This window comes from Photobacterium damselae (assembly GCF_003026815.1).
Classification (GTDB): Bacteria; Pseudomonadota; Gammaproteobacteria; order Enterobacterales; family Vibrionaceae; genus Photobacterium; species Photobacterium damselae.
Window position 1 is genome coordinate 1 of record NZ_PYOG01000045.1, and the last position, 18,730, is coordinate 18,730.

14 protein-coding genes and 1 pseudogene are annotated in these 18,730 nt (G+C 34.7%); 6 read left to right on the forward strand and 9 right to left on the reverse strand.

Annotated elements, in window-relative coordinates:
- Window positions 1-327 precede the first annotated feature (327 nt).
- Complete coding sequence (locus tag CTN07_RS20865) at window positions 328-708, reverse strand: hypothetical protein (protein WP_005307233.1); 381 nt, start codon at window positions 706-708, stop codon at window positions 328-330.
- Window positions 705-1,220: a ParA family protein gene (locus tag CTN07_RS20870; protein ID WP_036766481.1), complete on the reverse strand. Its 516-nt coding sequence runs from the start codon at window positions 1,218-1,220 to the stop codon at window positions 705-707. Before CTN07_RS20870 ends, CTN07_RS20865 begins: the two co-directional genes overlap by 4 nt.
- 617 nt (window positions 1,221-1,837) lie before the next feature.
- On the opposite strand from CTN07_RS20870, the gene CTN07_RS20875 reads away from it, so the two are divergent.
- Window positions 1,838-2,818 carry a replication initiation protein gene (locus tag CTN07_RS20875; protein WP_005307236.1) on the forward strand — a complete coding sequence of 327 codons (981 nt, stop codon included), beginning with the start codon at window positions 1,838-1,840 and terminating at the stop codon, window positions 2,816-2,818.
- 872 nt (window positions 2,819-3,690) lie between these two features.
- Here the strand turns inward: CTN07_RS20875 and CTN07_RS20880 are convergent.
- The 5 genes from CTN07_RS20880 to CTN07_RS20900 form a co-directional block, all read right to left on the reverse strand.
- A complete protein-coding gene (locus CTN07_RS20880; RefSeq protein ID WP_005307240.1) occupies window positions 3,691-5,067 on the reverse strand; it encodes an ATP-dependent nuclease in 1,377 nt (458 codons plus the stop codon).
- 812 nt (window positions 5,068-5,879) lie between these two features.
- Complete coding sequence (locus CTN07_RS20885) at window positions 5,880-6,980, reverse strand: SAVED domain-containing protein (RefSeq protein WP_005307243.1); 1,101 nt, start codon at window positions 6,978-6,980, stop codon at window positions 5,880-5,882.
- A 228-nt stretch (window positions 6,981-7,208) separates the two neighbouring features.
- Window positions 7,209-7,694 (reverse strand): Mov34/MPN/PAD-1 family protein, encoded by a 486-nt coding sequence (locus CTN07_RS20890; protein WP_036766484.1) that lies wholly within the window; start codon window positions 7,692-7,694, stop codon window positions 7,209-7,211.
- Complete coding sequence (locus tag CTN07_RS20895) at window positions 7,681-9,408, reverse strand: ThiF family adenylyltransferase (protein ID WP_005307245.1); 1,728 nt, start codon at window positions 9,406-9,408, stop codon at window positions 7,681-7,683. The genes CTN07_RS20890 and CTN07_RS20895 overlap by 14 nt, the downstream gene beginning before the upstream one ends.
- The gene (locus tag CTN07_RS20900; RefSeq protein WP_005307248.1) at window positions 9,408-10,433 is read right to left on the reverse strand and encodes a nucleotidyltransferase domain-containing protein; all 1,026 of its coding nucleotides are present in this window, start codon (window positions 10,431-10,433) and stop codon (window positions 9,408-9,410) included. The genes CTN07_RS20895 and CTN07_RS20900 overlap by 1 nt, the downstream gene beginning before the upstream one ends.
- 563 nt (window positions 10,434-10,996) lie before the next feature.
- Between CTN07_RS20900 and CTN07_RS20905 the strand changes: the two genes are divergently transcribed.
- The 4 genes from CTN07_RS20905 to CTN07_RS20920 all read left to right on the forward strand — a co-directional run bounded on the left by CTN07_RS20905 (window position 10,997) and on the right by CTN07_RS20920 (window position 15,490).
- Window positions 10,997-11,599, forward strand: a complete 603-nt coding sequence (locus CTN07_RS20905) for a recombinase family protein (protein WP_107183755.1) — start codon at window positions 10,997-10,999, stop codon at window positions 11,597-11,599.
- Between the two features lie 85 nt (window positions 11,600-11,684).
- Window positions 11,685-12,149 carry a hypothetical protein gene (locus tag CTN07_RS20910; protein ID WP_036766477.1) on the forward strand — a complete coding sequence of 155 codons (465 nt, stop codon included), beginning with the start codon at window positions 11,685-11,687 and terminating at the stop codon, window positions 12,147-12,149.
- 595 nt (window positions 12,150-12,744) lie between these two features.
- Entirely contained in the window at window positions 12,745-14,157 is a 1,413-nt protein-coding gene (locus CTN07_RS20915; RefSeq protein WP_005307221.1) for a hypothetical protein, read from the forward strand.
- Window positions 14,158-14,500: 343 nt separating this feature from the next.
- Window positions 14,501-15,490 carry a replication initiation protein gene (locus tag CTN07_RS20920; protein WP_036766479.1) on the forward strand — a complete coding sequence of 330 codons (990 nt, stop codon included), beginning with the start codon at window positions 14,501-14,503 and terminating at the stop codon, window positions 15,488-15,490.
- A gap of 255 nt (window positions 15,491-15,745) precedes the next feature.
- Here CTN07_RS20920 and CTN07_RS20925 read toward each other — a convergent pair whose 3' ends face one another.
- Window positions 15,746-16,726, reverse strand: coding sequence for a BsuBI/PstI family type II restriction endonuclease (locus CTN07_RS20925; RefSeq protein WP_005307227.1), 981 nt, complete (start codon window positions 16,724-16,726; stop codon window positions 15,746-15,748).
- A 127-nt stretch (window positions 16,727-16,853) separates the two neighbouring features.
- Here CTN07_RS20925 and CTN07_RS20930 point away from each other — a divergent pair, with 127 nt between their 5' ends.
- The gene (locus tag CTN07_RS20930; protein ID WP_005307230.1) at window positions 16,854-18,368 is read left to right on the forward strand and encodes an Eco57I restriction-modification methylase domain-containing protein; all 1,515 of its coding nucleotides are present in this window, start codon (window positions 16,854-16,856) and stop codon (window positions 18,366-18,368) included.
- A 157-nt stretch (window positions 18,369-18,525) separates the two neighbouring features.
- On the opposite strand, the pseudogene CTN07_RS22880 reads toward CTN07_RS20930, so the two are convergent.
- Window positions 18,526-18,730 (reverse strand): annotated as a pseudogene (locus tag CTN07_RS22880) (hypothetical protein); the annotation flags it as partial.

Sequence of the window (18,730 nt, forward strand, 5' to 3'; positions counted from 1 at the left end):
CCCGCCACGGTAATTATCCTCTTCTCGGTGCAGCTCGGCATACTCGAGCATTACACAATTAGCGTCTATTACTGGGTCATAAAGAGAACATGTTTGGCTGACTAAACGAACATCATAATCTGCATTATAGATATGGATTACTCGATCTTTAATTAACTCACAGAAGTGGTTATATACATCACTCCATGCTAGTGAATTGGTTACATCTTCGTTAGTATAGCCATGGCGTCAGCATTTAACTAAAGTATCAATATAAATATCACCTGTTTCAGTATCTAAAATCAAATCTTCCATATAGTTACCTCGTAAAGTACATATTATTAGTATTTACTTATTATCCTTACTTTTAGTGTTACCTTTGATAATACTTTTGCAGTAATCAATAAATAGCTCACGACTAGAACGACTACCCTCAATTTCCATAGCTTTCTTAATAACAGCTAGCTCATAAGGGTTAATCTTCATCGAATGAATACCACAACGGTTATCAGTAACATCATCTGCATGTTCAACAATGTAATCATTTAGTTCATTACCACTAATGGCATCAATCACTGATTTCTCTGCTTTCCAGTGATCAGCGTATTTAGCTCTTTGCCGTTTTTGGTATTCACGAGTTTGTTCGCGTTGTTCTTCAATAACTGCAGATTTAGTTGTTAAAGGTTCGCGTTTCTCTGGTAGTGATGATTTCTTTTTCAGTAAACTCATAGCACCAACTCATGCAAAAATGCTGATATTTCATTTCGTGTACGAGCTGTATTTCGTTGCTCTGAAAAATCATCAAGCATTGGCATTACCCAATTGATTGAAGTAAGGCCAAGTTCGGCAAGTGTTGTTCTTCGTTCAGTTAATGATTTGCTATTGGCCCGTGTTTTAGTAAACACAAAACGAGTTTTATCTTTCAAACCAAGTTCATTTAGCTTTTCAGAGATGAAATGAATTTCTTTTAAGTCATTCTTGCCAGTGTTCAGTGGCACTATGATTAAGGCGTTTGCATCTGCAGCTGCTTTTAGTAGCTCAAGGTTATCTGAAGTGAATGCCCCTGCTGTGTCATAGACAAAATAATCAGCTTCTTCATTTTCAATCAACGTTACGTGTTGTTGTTGATCGGTATTATCAACGTTAACAGAATGCCCTAATCGTTGTAATTCTTGAGCTGTGTACTCGCAAAGTGTTGATTTTGAAACACCACCCTTGCTATTGAAGAATATAATATGCACGTTCAACCCTCTAGGTATGTACTAATAACATTACTTTTAGTATGTACTTATTGGCCATACTAGACATGCCTCTAGGATAACGCAGAGAGGAACAGAATCAAACAGGATCCGTGAATAATTATTTAATTAGAAAGGGAAGCTTATCGCGCTTCGGCTGTGGGCAAGTGTTGTAAGTCGCAGACTTATGCACTTATCCACATCACATAAATATAAGATAAATCTTTTAAGATAAAAGATAGAAGATAAAAGATAAAAGAGGGGCGCTCAGACCAGTACTGGCGCGGCTCTCAGAGAATTCCGATGTATTAGAAGTGGCGATCTATGTATTAGAAGTGGCGATCTATGTATTAAAAGTGGCGATCTATGTATTAAAAGTGGCGCTATCTATGTATTAAAAGTGGCGCTTGGATGTATAAAAAGTGGCGATCATCAATAATTGTATGCAAAACAAAGACCTTAGCCGCGGGGAGCAATTAAAGATGTATTAAATTAGGCATTATACGGTCATTCGTCTAATTCTTAATAAATTACCATTATACATATCAAATAATTAAGTGATATGTGTGTATTTTTGTAATACACTTTAATACATATATAGCCACTTTCTATACACGAATATGAAGCCGACGACGATCACAAAAAGCCACCCATTGATTACAGCCAAAATGTCTTTTACCGCAAAGGAGCAGGACTTATTAAATTTAATACTCGTATCCTTAAAGAAGGAGGCTAACGCACAAAAGAAGACTTCAAAACTAAAGAACCTACCTGTAAGCGACAAAAATGATGGAGTTCATATTGATAAGCTAAGTCTTCAATATGAATATACAAGACAAGAGCTATTGGACCTGCTAGAAGTAACACCGAAACGACTAACTGCGTATTTAGATGAAGCTACCGATGAATTAATGGAAAAAGTAGCGACAGTCAGGAACCCAAACACAGGTGAATACAGGAAGTATAAGTTAGTGGGCTTTTCTAGTTGGGAGGCCAATGTACTGACATTATCCATTGATAAAGAAGTGGCGGAAGTACTTTTGAATTATTCGGCAGGTTTTGCCGTAATTGATTTTAAGTTAATGTTTGCGCTTAAAAATAAAAATGAAAAACGAATATTAGACTTAATAAGCCGATTTAAAGGTAAGAAAAACACTTTCTTTAAATGTCGAATAAAAGACCTATGTGAAATGCTAGGTGTTAGTTATGGCGATTACGCCAATTATAACAGTTTCAGAATAGCTGTATTAAGCCAGCCACTCGCAAGAATAATTAAAGCCAGTAATGGGCTTTGGGAGTACATGCCAGATTGTAAAACAGGTATAAAAATATATAAAAAAGGTAGAGCAACAACTGAAAATGACTTTGTTGAATTACGTGTTTGCTATGTAAAACAAGTAGAAGAAAAACAATATCAGGTAGATATACCCGAAGAACTATTAGAATTATCCGCAGTGGTAGCGGCTTGGCGTAAAGGTACCGCCCCAACCCAAATGCAAGCGATGGATATTTTAATGGAGATAGACGAGCTTGAGAAAAGTGAGCTATTAACAAAGAATGATTTTAAAAAGCTGCGTAAAGCTGTGCCGCCTCAAGGTTAAGTGTTAATTCTTTACCCAGTAAAAGTAAGTCACTTAGAGGTGCCGAATTAAAGACTTACGATTCAGCCGCTAAGTTTGATATTAAGGACGTTGAGCGCATAGCAGAGTATTCTCCATCTGTGACAGAGTAACGCACAAGAGGACGCTGAGGGAGCTTTTTGAGCGTAGAGCAAGAGTGGTTTGAATATCGTTAATGCATTTAAAGTTAAATATGCTTGGGAACATGGAGCTGGTGACTGGCCACAGTCAAAGGGTTGAATCAATGGCAATACATACTGAGATTTAGCCGTGTAATGAAAACTTGCGAAGTTGAAGGATAGATATTGCGGCTAATGCCTATTTTTCCATGAGTGCAGCGAATGTTTCGTTATGGTTTTTTTGAAATTTTCATTATGGTTATTATTTGATCGCCATTTAGTCATGCGTGACTAAATCGACTAAAATTGTAGTGTCATGATTGTTTTTTTGTGTAAATCGTCACGCGTGACGAAATCGTACCTTTTTTTGTATTGGATATGTTATTTGTCGCTGAACGTAGATACTGCTGAGAAAATATCACTAAAAGATACCCGTTTTCTCGAATTATCTGCTTCAATAATTTCTTTTGCGACGTGTGAAAGCGTAACTCTATTTGAGCCGTTAACTAGCATACGGGAGATAATTGAGAAATGACGAGATGATAGGTGTAATAAATACGGTTTACTAATAGTAAATAATTAAAGTACATACAATTAAATTAATGTTTTACATAATATCAGATACAAAAATACCGTCACGATGGACGGTATTTAACAGTAATTCTATTTATACGTACTAAGTGCATCAACGAAAGACGAGTTTTATGCTTAATGCGAACAACTTATCTTGCATAGTTAGAAGCGCTCTTTCATATATGCATTTAGACCGACAAAAAGAGCTTTAGTATGTTCTTTATAGCTCTCTTTTAAATTTCGTTTTTTGTCGAGTAAACCTTCAACACAATCTGAAGCTTTTCGTTCAGGTTTTGTTCGAATATCATCTGCTGCTATATGAACATAATGGTAATTAGGAAATTTTTCTTTTAGTTTAGGAACTAAACTAGCTTTATCACCATCAAGAATACCGCTTACCTTCCTAAAACCTAATTCTTTAAGTAGTTCACATATATGTTCAATATTAGAAGCACCGCCAGCCCCCCAACCAAAGAAGCTTGCATCAATTTCCATACAAAGTTGTTCCGCGACATTTGGTAGTAACAAAACATCCTCTTGCCCTTCTACAACCACGATATTATCTTCTAAGAAGAATAATTCCTTTGCGTCTAACCCAAACGTATGCGGGTTATATAAATTACCACTTGATAATTTTTTAAGTATTGTTTGTCCATGCGTGGATAGTTGATAAATAACACTACCTTCACCATGATTAACAACTCGAATAAGACTTCCACCACAAGTCAATGAAGGAATATCAACAAAATAAGGGGAATGAGTGGAAATCACAATTTGTCGATCTCGTGCGTAATCTTTTAACAAACTAAAAATTCTTTTTTGCAACATTGGATGCAAAGACAATTCTGGTTCGTCAATTACGATAATATCGCCTTTTTTAGAGTCATAAAGTGAGTCAACAATGCTAAAAACACTTACAATACCCTCACCAAGACCATCGCTTGAATGCGCATATTTGCCATTATAAAATTTTAAAAAGTAATTCCCTTCATCTGATTGGTCAATAGACCATTCAGGTTTAGATGGAAGTACTCTATGCAATATCTCATTAAACGCAGTTTGATTTTTTAGAGTATTAAATAATCGATATTGGAAGTTATTCATTGTTGAACTTCGTTGGGCTTGAAGTTCTTCATTCATAAGGTAAGTATTTCTATCATAGCCATTACCACGGCCAAAGAAAGGAGCAAACGCGCGCCTAGAAGGCAAGACATAAATAGATTCGTCTTGCTTTACATTTTCACGAACTGTTTCACTACTTCCTTTTTGAGTTGATTTAATAACTTCTATACGATCATTAAAATGAAATTTAATTTCTACTCGATCCGTGTCAGAATTACGTCTACCAACAGTAAAACTTGGAGATTGATACCCACTTCTTGCTTTAAAACATTCAATAATCGATGACTTTCCAGAATTATTAGCCCCGGTAATGATAGTAAGACCACTGCCAGGCTCTCCATTTGGTACAGCGAATTTCACGGAAACTTCATTATTGAAGCCTCGATATCCGTTTATTTCTATCTTATCTAAAGCCAATTTTGCCTCCAAGTTTCTAATATTGTATTCAACGATCTAAGATTGTATACCCGCATATGCTATCAGACGCTTACAGGTGAATATAGAAAAAGCATCTCCAAAATTCCGTGCAGCAAATGCTAAATCTGTAAACCTCCCCAAAATAGCCCTCATAACCCACAGATAGTTTGTAGCATGAATTTCATATCGATTACCCCAAAAGCCGTTTGAAAGTTTGTGACGGTTTCAGGGAAATATTACAGTATATGAATGGCAATAATTTAGTTGAGCAAAATTCACCCTGAAATACTGATTTGTAGCTATACCAAATTAAAATAAATATATTATCAATCGGATGTAACCAAAATACCCTCCAAATAGCCCCTATAAACGATTTTAAGATCACAAAGACCTATCACTCGACACCTAGTATTACTTTTCTCTGAAAGCGGCTGTATTTAACAATATGCATCTATCACGTACTTCGCGATCAGCGTTCGTGATAATTCCCCTTGAAACAGCTCATTTTATCTAAGAAAGTCACCTTAAATAAGCCTCAATATGACGTTGTTATTTTGTTAATGATGTTACTCGATCCTAAATTATCACTTTGAACTCGATTTGCAGACTAATCACAAAAAAATAGCGATATTCATAAACTTACAACGTCGGTAGTCATTACAGATGTTATGTAAAATGGGTGGGTAAATTAATCGAAATATCATAAGGTTGACAAACTTTGTTATGGAATGGTTGTTTCTTTTATTCGAATTATTTACAGGGTCATTTACGGGGTCGCTAAGCTCAACTTTAGCGACCAAAACTTCATACTATTACTTTTTATTTTCAATTACTATTGGAGGAGAACAGTCTTTATTATTGAATTTAAGTCCCCAAGGGTATGGATGAACCTCTCTATTAACAAACTCGTAAACAATACACTCAGGATGATTTCTTGTTATCTGTTGCCCCATAGTAAAGTTAAATGAGGATTGCGCTGCACAAAAAATATGGATTCTCTTTATACCATCCTGAGTAAACTTGTTTAGAAGGGCTCTAAACTCCTTTTTAAACTTTAATAGTTTAGACAAACTAGACATATTATCATGACCAATATGAGGCATTTTTATCGTGATAATGGAACTTGTATTTGTTGTTTCTCGAGCAACTTTCTCTATATTGAAAGAAATGCTAAATATCAAACACACCTCATCCAGATCCTGTTTATATTCAGACTCATCTATAATGGGCTGATTACTATCAAAACTTCTGTCTAAGCAATGCCATTCTTCCAAGTCTCGATCGTAATCCCATAACATCACACTCGTTGTATTACCGATAAAGAAGCCGGAGTAAAAACCGAGACAAACTGGAGGAGTACCACCATAGTGAATAGAAGTCGATTCGTTTCCTATTGCATCGGATAGAGACGCAACAGCTTTTTTAAGCATAACTCGAGTGTCATTTACTGCATCTGAAGGTTCACTTAAAACACCATCTCTATAATATTCAGATAAATCTATTTTTACACATCGCATTTTTCCTTTAGCTTTCGTCACAGTAGATAAAAAAGATGAGCTTAATGGTTTAAACAAGGCAATGTGTTCCACGAGAATATTATTCGCTTTGCCACTATCTTTGATAGTTAGCAAAGCGTCATATATGATGAGAAAAAAGCCAACGATAATGAAGCAACTAGATATTAATAGTATGAAAATACCAGTGTCATTTTCAAAAAATGATGCTGTTAACTCATATCCTTCTGGAGTTATAAAAGCTATCTTTAGTGCAGTTGTTAACCCGATAGAACTAAGTCCACTCACAACTAGAAATTTTCCGATTGTAAATAGTTTGCTTTTGGGTCTGGTATACCATTTGAACAGTAAATCACCCCAATGTAATAACCTATACATTAAGTCTTTAAAGAACGTCACTACTTCATTTCCCACATTATAAATAAAAAAACTTTCGTCTATTATTACTCTTTATGCATTTATTCCAATTGGTTACGTCAATTGATAAATGGTTTAGGGTAAGTTTCTGGGTAAGTATGTCATGATCCAATGTATCTTAACTTTCCTATCTTAAACTCAGAAGTTTTCTTTGATTATCAGTATACTAATTGGTAACTTACGGCTTGATTGCAAAGCAACTCTACTTTATTAGGTATCAATTTCCTTCATTACCATTTCTATTTGTTCTTTATTTTTTATATAAATATTAACTTGCTTATTACCAATAATCACAAATACGAGTTGTCTATCAGGATTGCGCAATGCACATTGATCCCAATCCTTCAAATCTATAATTGAAGGCGTTGGCACATCTTGTGGATGAGTGTGCCAAGTACCTATATAGCCCAATTCACCATTAGACTCTTTAAATTCTTTAGTTATCGTTTTTTGATGAAATAGATCTTTCATTGTAAATCTTGTTCTATGGCTTATATCCCCTCTTTGAGGCGTTGTGCATTTATTTATCCATATACTGCTTTCATCTTCATTACGTGAGCCTATAAGCACCCCAAACTGTTCAGTATCGTTGGGTTTCATTTGACGGTGTTGTAGCCAACAAGCATAAACGTGCTTACTTACTCTTAACTCTATGGGTGAACCCGTAAACCATACTTCATCATTAGTTACAGACATCACAATCCTCATGAACTAATGGCTTAATTTGCAATGAATCATTAAACTGATAGAACCTATTTGTCAGCGTTATGCCATGCTCTTTTACATCATGTTCGCTGCCTTTCCAGCTAACCTTTGAGCTGATTTTAATTTTTCCCTCAAGGTATTTAATAGCTAGATCACTTGCTATTAAAGCGGTTTGTGCTGAACATATTGCACCATAAGAAATAAATTGTTCACCACAGCCTGACATATTGATGGTGATGTTTTGATTGGATTCTATAAAGTTAAGGTTTGAACTTAATCCTCTTGCTAAAGTATCAGGACAAACGTAAGCACAAAGTAAACACCCTTTACTTTCAGGTATATCAAGTACCGCATGTCCTCCAACACCAAAACCTTCCAGCCAAGTATTAATAACAGGAACTTTTATACCTGTATTTAAAAGGTACTCTTTGAATAATCTCTCATGTGTAGGACTACCAATAGCTATGATGATCAGATCATAAGTATTTAGTAATCTTGGGTTTCTAAGATCTAACAACTTATCCAATGATGAATTTGCTTTAGACCATAAAAATTGACGCTGAAGACTGAAACGTAGCCCTAGAGATTTTCCGTAATTCAAAAACTCTTCAGGCAATACATGCCGGTACAAATTTTCTATGTTGTAGCAATCAGGATCATAGATGGTCAAGTTTTGAACACCAGAAGCTGACAGTTTATGTGCTATTTCACTACCAACAGATCCAGCTCCGACTAACGCCACCTTAGTTATTGCCAAGTCTAAGTTAGCTCCCCCTCTAGGTAATACAGCTTCTTTATTAAAAAGTCTTATAGGTACAGCTGTAATTTTCCAATTTTCTAATTGTTTTTTCGTTAATGGTAATGAGTGTTTTTTGCCTTTTTTACTTTTAAACGATAAACAAAACCAAACTGTTCCAGATGGAACCTGAGCATTAAATATGATCCAATACTCCTTTGTTTTCCATCGACCGTAGTTTTCCTTTATATTGTTTATAGTCTCTTGTTTTTGTTTGTCAATGATATCTAAATACCATTCGCTCAATTGAGATTTATTTAATGGTGCTGGCTTAATTTTTGTTAATGGTAGCACTACCGCCTTACCCGCAAGGCTTCTATCTGAACTATTTTTCCAGTATATTTTAGCTATATCGGCGAGATCAGTATTCTTTGATTGAGCCAAATAGTAAGAGTTAACACCAAATTTTCGATCTTTTACTGGCCTGAATACATCAATTTCTTCTAGGCTGCCACTATCATTGGTTAAAAGTACTGGTCTATCGTTAAAATCACAAACGTTTAGCCAGCAAGACTTAAACTCTCGCAACAGTTCTTGCCTATTCCATATTGGATCAGTAATAGCTTTTTCTAAAATAGAGATATGGCGATTAAGCGATTCCTCAATCGCTAATAACGGCATATTAAAGTTAACAGAAACAGCATCTCTATCATTGACACAAATACTACCAAACTCATAATCACCGTCTTGGTAATTAAGAACATGCGCTAAATGACCAACTTCACTTGGATTTACAAGTAAAAATACAGGCAAAGCAATAATTTCAGGTTCAGGGAAATGTATCAACTCTATGCGTTTATCTGCTATTTCCACGTTAATGGAAATAATATTGACGCCTTTAAAGTCGAGTTCTTGGCAAGTAAATTCTTTACTTTTTAAATATTTTATAACCTCAGTATTATCAAACATTAAGCCCCCTGAGAAGTACCAGAAGCCCCAGCTGTTGAATATGTAGCTTTTCTTATTGTTGAAGAGCTACTAGGTACTTCAAAATCATCACCAAATACTTCATTCAGTATTTTGCATTGTTTAGTTAAGTCAGTTTCCTCAATAGCTTTATCTAACTTGTTTTTCAATGTTGTAAGCTTATTGTAAAACTGAGTTCCTGTATTAAGACTACTTCCGTAAAAAATATCTCTCCAAGGTGATTTAGGTAACGTTACTCTAACCCTGTATTGTTCATTACCTTGATAGCTAAAATAATCGGCATGAAGCATGTCATTTACGGTATCTCGAAGCGCGACTAAATCATTAGCCTTATTGTTGTCATCTAAACTTGGTTTAAATTGCTCTTTAGCCATTACTGTTAAGCTAATTGAGAATACTTTCTTAGCAACAGCTGTAGAAAATTTATTGTCTCTCCATCGCTTTAAGTACCTAACTATGCGCTTATATTGCTCTAATTTTTTATTCGCAGACCCAGTATAAAGGGATGCATCATTTATCCACTCTTTTAGCCCCTTCGGATCAGAGGCTGACCACTCTTTGCTATCATCACCTGAGTTCTTTTTACCTATAGCTAATTCATAGTTACCGTTACATTCTCGATAGATTGGAATATCAATATGAAGATTTTTGCTTATATAATCAGCAGTAACGCATGGTTTTTTAATTTTGGCATTTTTAAAACCTCTGTCCTCCAGTACTTTTAAAACGATTTTTTTTACTTTAACAGGATCATCAGGTGAGTCATCAAATGCTATTACGACTGCTCTATCGATGTCAAAATCCTCACCTCGGTTCTTAACCCCAGTAGAAGTTGACATAGAGCCTTGGAGAAAATTATCTATTACTGGATAACCTTCATCCTTCAACGACGTTTTTATAGCCTTTAATATACTGTCATCTTTCTCTCGAGCATCTTTATACTCGCAATCCTCTCGGCTTAATTTTATTTTGTCGTGGAATTTTATGAATTTTGATTGGGTACTCATACGCTCTCTTAATTAGCTCAAATGTTGAAACTACGCTTTATCTATAGCTTTATAGACAAAACACACTATGTAGTGCTTATGTATTGTGCGACTACAATATAGTGTGTTATTAAACATGTTGCAATAGGATAAATATTGCTACTAACGGACAGGATTATTAAATAAATGATTATGTAAGTATTTACTTACTGTATGAGACAACAGTATTGATAACCACTCAAAACACAAGGTTATTAGAACGGATTCGTTATTAGTAGAAAAATAATTCTTACAGAAAACGTCAAAAATAAATTGAAATCTAGATAGCTACTTACGTAGTTGTTCTTGTTTTCTAAATTCACTTAAAATAAGGCAGGATTTTTTCTGTTTTTCTTATTTAGTAAGACTTATTCAGGATGATAAATATATTTACTTTAAGTCATGGGACGAATAGGTACCATTTTAGGTATACCCCAACGAAACCAGTTCACTTCACCTCTCCCCCCGCATTGTATCATTTAAGAAACCACCTATAATAAACCAATTAAAGAAACCAACTTAAATTGAACCGATAGGTGATGAAAATGCTAATCCGTGCCTACCTGCGTGCTTCTACTACAGAACAAGATGCCCAACGGGCAAAAGAAGAACTAAAAGCCTTTGGGACGAAGTTTGATCATCGTATTGCTGGCTACTATATTGAAAACCAATCTGGCACTAAATTAGAACGACCTGAACTCAATAAGCTTATTGAAGATAGTGAAGTCGGTGATGTGTTGCTGATTGAAAAGATGGACCGACTAACCCGCTTGCCCTGGGGGGAATGGAAAACACTCAAAACGCGTATTATGGCTAAAGGACTAGTGATCGTTGTTATTGATCAACCGATGACGCAGATGATTTTCAGTTCGGGTAAGCAAAATAGTATTACCTTAGCCTTAACGGAATTTATGTTGGATTTGGGTGCAGCGATGGCGCGTGATGATTATGAAACGCGTCATAAGCGTCAGGCTCAAGGGATTGCTAAAGCCAAAGCTGAAGGTAAGTATCGTGGTCGTCAACCTAATCTAGCGTTACATCACGATATTTTAGATCAATTAACGCTTGGACGTAGTTATTCGCAGATTCAAGAGAAGTTAGGTTGTAGTCGGGCGACGATAGCTAAAATAACAAAGAAAAATTGTTAGATTTGTACGTGCTTAAAAATTCACGAATAAGCTATTTTTCTTAATATAGAGATATTTCATAAACGACTATCAGAAAGGAAGGCTCATGTCTTTAAAAAATCTTGATGTTAGCTTAAATAGCTATGATATTAGTATTGAACGACAAGTGAAATGTATTTGGACATTGTATATGTATAGACATCATGTGTTGCGTGAAAATCTGTCAGATTCGATTATTATAAAGATGAACAAAATCAATGAATTATTAGGAATAGCTGTAGAAACCATCAATTTGAATAACTATAAAAATAATTATATAGAGTCAGAAGTTCTAAATAAAAGCATTGAAGAAAATGAAGACTCAAAATGGATTTGGTTTGTTGGTCTTGATGCATTAAATGATTCAAGTTTTGCTGGATGGTTACGTAATCGTTTAACTGTTCGATTTATAAATAATTTACGAGTTATATTTATTGCTGAATCTAATGACGATTTCAGAGAGATTTTCTGTGATATCAGAGCACCATTTTATCAATCTACTATGTTACTTCAAACTAATGTTGATAAATAATATACTATGACATTCTGCATACAAACTTAACTATATAGTTAAGTTGACGCATTTTAGAGCCTAACTTAACTATATAGTTAAGTTTTTAGGTGTTAAATGAATGTAATCCGTAATCAGTTTGACTTAACTACTTCAATCTATAAATCAATGAGGAAGTAATGCTATTATTTTGTTAATCATATTACGTGAAAATGAAATAATATGCACAAAACATATCTGAATTTTTTTGGTACTAATTGGTAAATTATTTACCAATTAGTACCAAAAAAAATGACACGCTACTTCTCATAAATTTCTTATTTTTATGGTTTTTTTACCGTTATTTTTCATGAAATTCATTCAAACACAAAAATAAAAAACAAGTAAATATTTTATTTTTGTTTACTTATTTTTTTGAAAAAATGTTCGTATATTTAAATTAAAGAAGATCTTGGCGTTGTTACATTGGGACATTGATAAATAAATGTAACTAGCTACGCATGAACCACATTTTTAACGCTACGCTAAAATGAGGTTCATGCTGCTAGCGATGTTCCTTCGACCCTTTAGACCAAAAATCCAAGATCAAAAGTAATTAACCCCCAATGGTAGGAGAATGAATAATAAAAATGGCGTTACAACTTTTATATACAGACACAAGAATTATAAAAATAAAGCTCAAATTAAACGAACACTTCAACACTCATTACGAATAGAGAATACTGCTTACTCAGTGGGCGAATGGAATCCAAACTTAACACCGAAGAGAGCATTATTATTAAAACCTTTTTTCAATGAAAATGAGACTCATAAATTATCATCTATCAAGATGGACGATGACTCTCTTAATGAAAGAGAGCACATTTTAAATTCGATGATTGATGAGTTGTTTCCACATGAAGCAACAACAAAAGACAAACAAGACTTAACTAAATATAAAGCTAAGTTAAAAAAGAAAATAAAAGAAACTAATCTTGAACCCACATTACATGAAATTTTATATGACACATTAGACAATCCTGATGAATCAGATTTCACCCAACGCATCAACAGCTTGTCGAACGTAAAACGGAAAAAGCAGTTGCTGGGTATGCTTACTAAATACAAACAACTTCATAATTTGTGTAAGTCCAGCTCCGACCGCCGCGCATCAAAATTGCATGAATCATTTTTCAAAATACCAGATCATAATGGTGCTGTTCTTTCACCACAAGAAATAGTAAGCACATTACGTTCTTTCTATAAAAAGATTTCACCTAACTATGATATTAAGCTAACTGTCTTTCATGATGATGAGCGATTAGAAACAACAAAAGAATTCGTCGGTGCACACGTTCATGTGTTTTTATCATGCAAGAACAACGTGACACAGAAATATGATTTAAATAAAACACTAAAGCAATACGTTAATAACCATCTACAGTTAAACCCGATTAACTTTACAGATGATGCCACTGGTGAATTTATAAAAATAAATAACCTTAGCAGTACATATCGTGACTCCAAGATCTACGGTTCTGTCATGCAAGATTTATTTTTTAACCATCTACAAGAAAGGAAGCCTGACATTAATTTTGGCTTTACTGATGATAGATCTAACAGGTTTAATCAACGTGTCGATAAATATATTGATGCAAAAAAACGCAAGTCAGATCGTAAGTTCAACTATCACAATAAAATGATAAAGCAATATGCTTCACTGCAAAAAGCGATCACCATTGAAACCGAAAATTTAAAAAAAATAGAGGCCGAGAAAAACTCGTTGGTAGCGGACACATCTAATTTCGTTATAGATATCATCAATAGCATCAATGAATTTATTAATGCTGTACATAATGATGGACATGTAGACACTATTAAACGTAAACGAAACAACATCTATGACTTAATACAAGAAGAACGATACTCGATCAAAATCGAACCAGCAGTAATCATGTCTTTACTAAAAACAATACAAGCATTAGCAAGCAACATTAAAGTGAATGTCACTGAATTTACTGATGCTATTAAAAATAAATTCACCCAGTAAAACCCAGTCCTTCATTAATGGATACTGTTGTATATCATGCAAAACTGAAGTTTGATCGAAGACTAGGTACTTAAAAACAAACAATATGTTATTTGTCTTAGTTAATTGAAAAGAGTATTGTTAACAAAAGAAGAGTGAACTCATAACAAAATGAATTCATTTTTCTCTAGATGTAAAAAAAGCCCTTCAAGTTTGGCGACCTACGGGCTTTCTTACAAACATTTACTACAGTAACAACATTGTGTTTTGTGTTGTCTTATTTGATTATATGACACGAGTGAGCTTTACATCAAGTAAAACCACACAAATTAGTTGCTACTGTTCACCAATACAACTAATAATTATGAATTTACTTACAAAACGTGTAGAAAAACATCTAGCAAAAAAGCCGTACTGTTCAAACGATAAGACAGCATCACTCATACGCAACGCAGCTACAGCACTGCTATATCCTACAATTCAACTAAATCCGCCACATCTCTGTGCTTGGCTTATTTTCGATATTGATCAAGTGTTCAAAGGCTTTATATCTGATTATCAGTTCAGTGGCACGTATGTCTGGGAAGATTCCGATCTCCCTTTACCTAATTATGTTGCCATTAATTCATCAAATGGTCACTACCATCTCGCTTACGCAATATCAGCAGTTTTCACAACAGAGAACGCTCGTGTTCATCCATTAGAGTACCTTGCTGCTATCGAACGCACGTACACACGTTTACTCAATGCTGATGCGAACTATGTCGGACTGATGACGCACAATCCACTCCATGACAAATGGCAAACAATCGTCTTCCATCATCACGAATATTCCCTTGCTGAATTGCAAAATGGCATGAAGCTCGATCCAAAGAAGAAGAAAGCAGTAAATCTTGGTGGTTACAGTCGTCATATTGATTTGTTTGATACTCTCAGGTTCGCTGCATACGAGCGTGTCGTCGATTCTAACGTTGACTACGATACATTGTATAGCGAACTACTAGAACTCGCTGACAAGACGAATAGAGAGCATTTCAGCGAACCATTATCATCACTACGTGCGGTCACTAAATCAGTTGCTAAGTATTGCATACGCAACAGAGCAACGATTTACATTGGAAATAAGCCTAAAGAACGTAAATTGCAACTCGATGAATCTCAACCCCTCGCAACGCGACAAGCAATCGGTGCAATTTACACTAATGAAAAGCGATCTAATGACGTACTAGAGAAAATGCGATATGCATATAACCACTTAATAAATAAAGACATTAAGGCCACACAGAAAGCAGTTCAAGAGCGTTCAGGGGTTGGGATTGCAACAGTAAAACGTTATTGGAAAGAGATAAAATGACGACTCAAAAAAGGTATCACACGGTGTACATAAGATATTACCCCCAGAGGGGGCTTTTTAGTTGACGCTAAAGTGTATTGATCTCCACATCGTCCGCACATGTTATTTGTTGTAATATAAGAGTTATCGATCGGCAATTACACTAATTAACATAACTACAATACTAGGTGTCGAGTCATCGGTCTTTATGGCTTTAAAATTGTTTCTAGGGATGATTTTAAAGAAAAAACCCTGAATTATTCAGGGCTAGTGCTTTTAGTTAATCTCAGGTTTATTGTTATGAGGCCCAAGAAATCGATCTCCATTGAAATGAATCATATGATCAGGGTTATCAGCAATCCATACTTCAGTTTCCCATGCTATATCGGCAGCGTTTTTTCTAAATTCATCCCGATGAGGAAAGGCTGTGACATAAACACGTCCTACTGAACAACCATCTAGTGCTTCTTCAAGTTCAACCCATCGTTTTGGGCTTACTGGACCATGACTAGTCACGGCTTCAATTAAAAATAACCATTTACGATTTTCATCATAAACAACAACATCGGGTAACTTATCGTGAGACATTGGAGGAACGTTTAATGATTCTAAATATTTAGTTTCTAGAACCATATGTTTACCGCCCTCGTTACGGCTACTTGCTGTATCACCAATATATAAAACGATTCCTCCTTCTCCAATAAAACGAGGGCAAAATTCATGCACAATATCAGCATGAAGTTGGTTATGAACACCAGGTGAGAGAGTTATTTTATTACCGTTAGGTAGGTGTACAGGAATCTTTTCTTTATTAATTGTTCTTTCATATATAGCTTGAAGTGTAGGTACTTCATTTAGAAACTCTTGAACCAATTCTTTCCAATTATTATCAGGGTATGCGTGAAGAATTTTTATAATAGGTTGGTTTAGAGAGTAATTATTATCCTTACTGTTTGTTGCTCTAGCTGGATTATCACGGTTTCTATCAACAACTTGTGCTTGATCAAACTGATGTAAGGTTTGTCTTCTAATTGTTTCTCTAGAGTTTGGCTTATAGTCTTTACCATATTCTGAACGAATAAATTCCATGATATTTACAGTCGGCAAAAGTGGTGCAGTAGCGACACTCCAATTATCTTCTGGTTTTACATTTGCAAGAGCCAAGAAGACCCAAGCTGATCTATCATTACATTGCTGTTTAGGTAACCCTAATGATTTCAGAATTTCCTGAGCTTGTATTAGTTTTTGTTCTCTCATTTTTCAGCTATCAAGTATTAGAATAATAGGTTTTACAATGTAACCTATGTGCAGGTTTATTTCTTCCTTTTGTGCAGGTTTTTTGCGATAATTCCCAACCAATTAACTACTGTAAAAATGATCAATTATGACAGCATTGGCACAAAATATACCTCTTAACTTGAACGATATTGCTGATATCAATCGAGTTACAGTAAACGGCAAACTCGATGAAAGTCTTAGAGGAAAGCTAGGTCAATTTATGTCGTCATCTGCTGTTTCTAAGATACTTGCCGATATGTTTGAAAATATAAATGGTGAACATCGTATTTTAGATGCGGGGGCTGGGGTTGCTTCATTAACAGCTGCATTTGTAGAACGAGTTCAAGATCATGCTACAAGCATTGATTCTACATGTTATGAGCTTTCTAGCATTATGAATTATTATCTTATAGATACATTGCAACATTGCTCTAATTCTTGTAATTATAATGACGTGCAATGGAACCAAACAGTAATTGAAGAAGATTTTATTGCACATTCAGTAGCTCTACTTCAACGCGATGATTTTACTCCACGTTTTAATAAAGCAATTTTAAATCCTCCTTACCTAAAAATTTCAGCAAAAGGTTCGGAACGAGCTGATTTACGTAAAATTAATTTTGAAACAGGTAATTTATACTCAGCCTTTGTTGGACTTGCTATAAAACTTATTGAAGATGGCGGCGAATTAGTTGCTATTACTCCTAGATCATTTTGTAACGGTCCATACTTTAATAGTTTTCGTAAACTATTATTAGATAATTGCTCTATTAACAAAATACACGTTTTTAATAGTCGGAAGTCAGCATTTAAGGCTGATAAAGTTCTTCAAGAAAACGTTATATATCATTTAACAAAAGGTGAAGCACAAAGAGATATAGTGATTGTAACTTCTAGTTCTTGTGCTGATGATCCTAACCCCTCTGTATATGAAGTTCCTTTCGATAAAATTGTTAGTAATAATAATCCAGATCGATTCATTCATATAATTACAGATGAAGAAGAGCTAAACATAGCAACTAAAGCTGGCGGTTTACCTTGTTCATTAGATAATTTAGGTATTCAAGCAAGTACAGGAAAGGTGGTTGATTTCCGAACTAGAGAAAATTTAAGTCAAAATTATATTGATGGTTCTGTTCCTTTAATTTTTCCTCAACATTTACAGAAATGTTCAATTGAATGGCCTATAAATAATGGTAAAAAACCTAACGCTTTACTCAATAATAAAAATACAGCTAGTTTGATGGTGAAGAACGGAACATATGTTCTTACTCGTAGACTTACAGCTAAAGAGGAAAAGCGAAGAGTTGTAGCTTCTATTTATACCGCGAATATTGCTGATGTTGATGTGGTTGGTTTTGATAATAAAACTAACTATTTTCATGCATTAGGCGAACCACTAGATGATGCATTAGCAAAAGGTTTATGGGTGTTTTTAAATAGCACCTTAGTTGATAAATATTTTCGTCAAATGAACGGAAATACACAAGTTAACGCTACTGATCTAAGAACCTTACGCTATCCAACAAGGTCACAACTTGTTTTAATGGGTAGTATGGTTGATTTTGAAGATTTTAAGCAGATTAATATTGACTCTATAGTAGAAAGCGTACTTTACTAAATTCTATTCGTTTGAATGGTATAAATAGATTTGATGTTAAATACCGTCCATCGTGATTTTAAATTTTTATCTATGAAAAATTTAAAATCACAACAAGTACACCCTATTAGTACTTACTTTATCGTTTCAATTTGTATCTTTATTAATAATCGTCTAGTCAGCTCACAATCAGCTGATGCTCTGTGAGCCTTAATATCTGTTGTAGCATTGCATTAGAAAGACTTTGCCATTTCCACCCGCCACGGTAATTATCCTCTTCTCGGTGCAGCTCGGCATACTCGAGCATTACACAATTAGCGTCTATTACTGGGTCATAAAGAGAACATGTTTGGCTGACTAAACGAACATCATAATCTGCATTA

Coding starts and splice junctions, on each gene's coding strand:
- CTN07_RS20865 (WP_005307233.1), bottom strand. CDS start 708: ATGAGTTTACTGAAAAAGAAATCATCACTACCAGAGAAACGCGAACCT.
- CTN07_RS20875 (WP_005307236.1), top strand. CDS start 1,838: ATGAAGCCGACGACGATCACAAAAAGCCACCCATTGATTACAGCCAAA.
- CTN07_RS20890 (WP_036766484.1), bottom strand. CDS start 7,694: ATGTCTGTAACTAATGATGAAGTATGGTTTACGGGTTCACCCATAGAG.
- CTN07_RS20895 (WP_005307245.1), bottom strand. CDS start 9,408: ATGTTTGATAATACTGAGGTTATAAAATATTTAAAAAGTAAAGAATTT.
- CTN07_RS20900 (WP_005307248.1), bottom strand. CDS start 10,433: ATGAGTACCCAATCAAAATTCATAAAATTCCACGACAAAATAAAATTA.
- CTN07_RS20905 (WP_107183755.1), top strand. CDS start 10,997: ATGCTAATCCGTGCCTACCTGCGTGCTTCTACTACAGAACAAGATGCC.
- CTN07_RS20910 (WP_036766477.1), top strand. CDS start 11,685: ATGTCTTTAAAAAATCTTGATGTTAGCTTAAATAGCTATGATATTAGT.
- CTN07_RS20915 (WP_005307221.1), top strand. CDS start 12,745: ATGAATAATAAAAATGGCGTTACAACTTTTATATACAGACACAAGAAT.
- CTN07_RS20920 (WP_036766479.1), top strand. CDS start 14,501: ATGAATTTACTTACAAAACGTGTAGAAAAACATCTAGCAAAAAAGCCG.
- CTN07_RS20925 (WP_005307227.1), bottom strand. CDS start 16,726: ATGAGAGAACAAAAACTAATACAAGCTCAGGAAATTCTGAAATCATTA.
- CTN07_RS20930 (WP_005307230.1), top strand. CDS start 16,854: ATGACAGCATTGGCACAAAATATACCTCTTAACTTGAACGATATTGCT.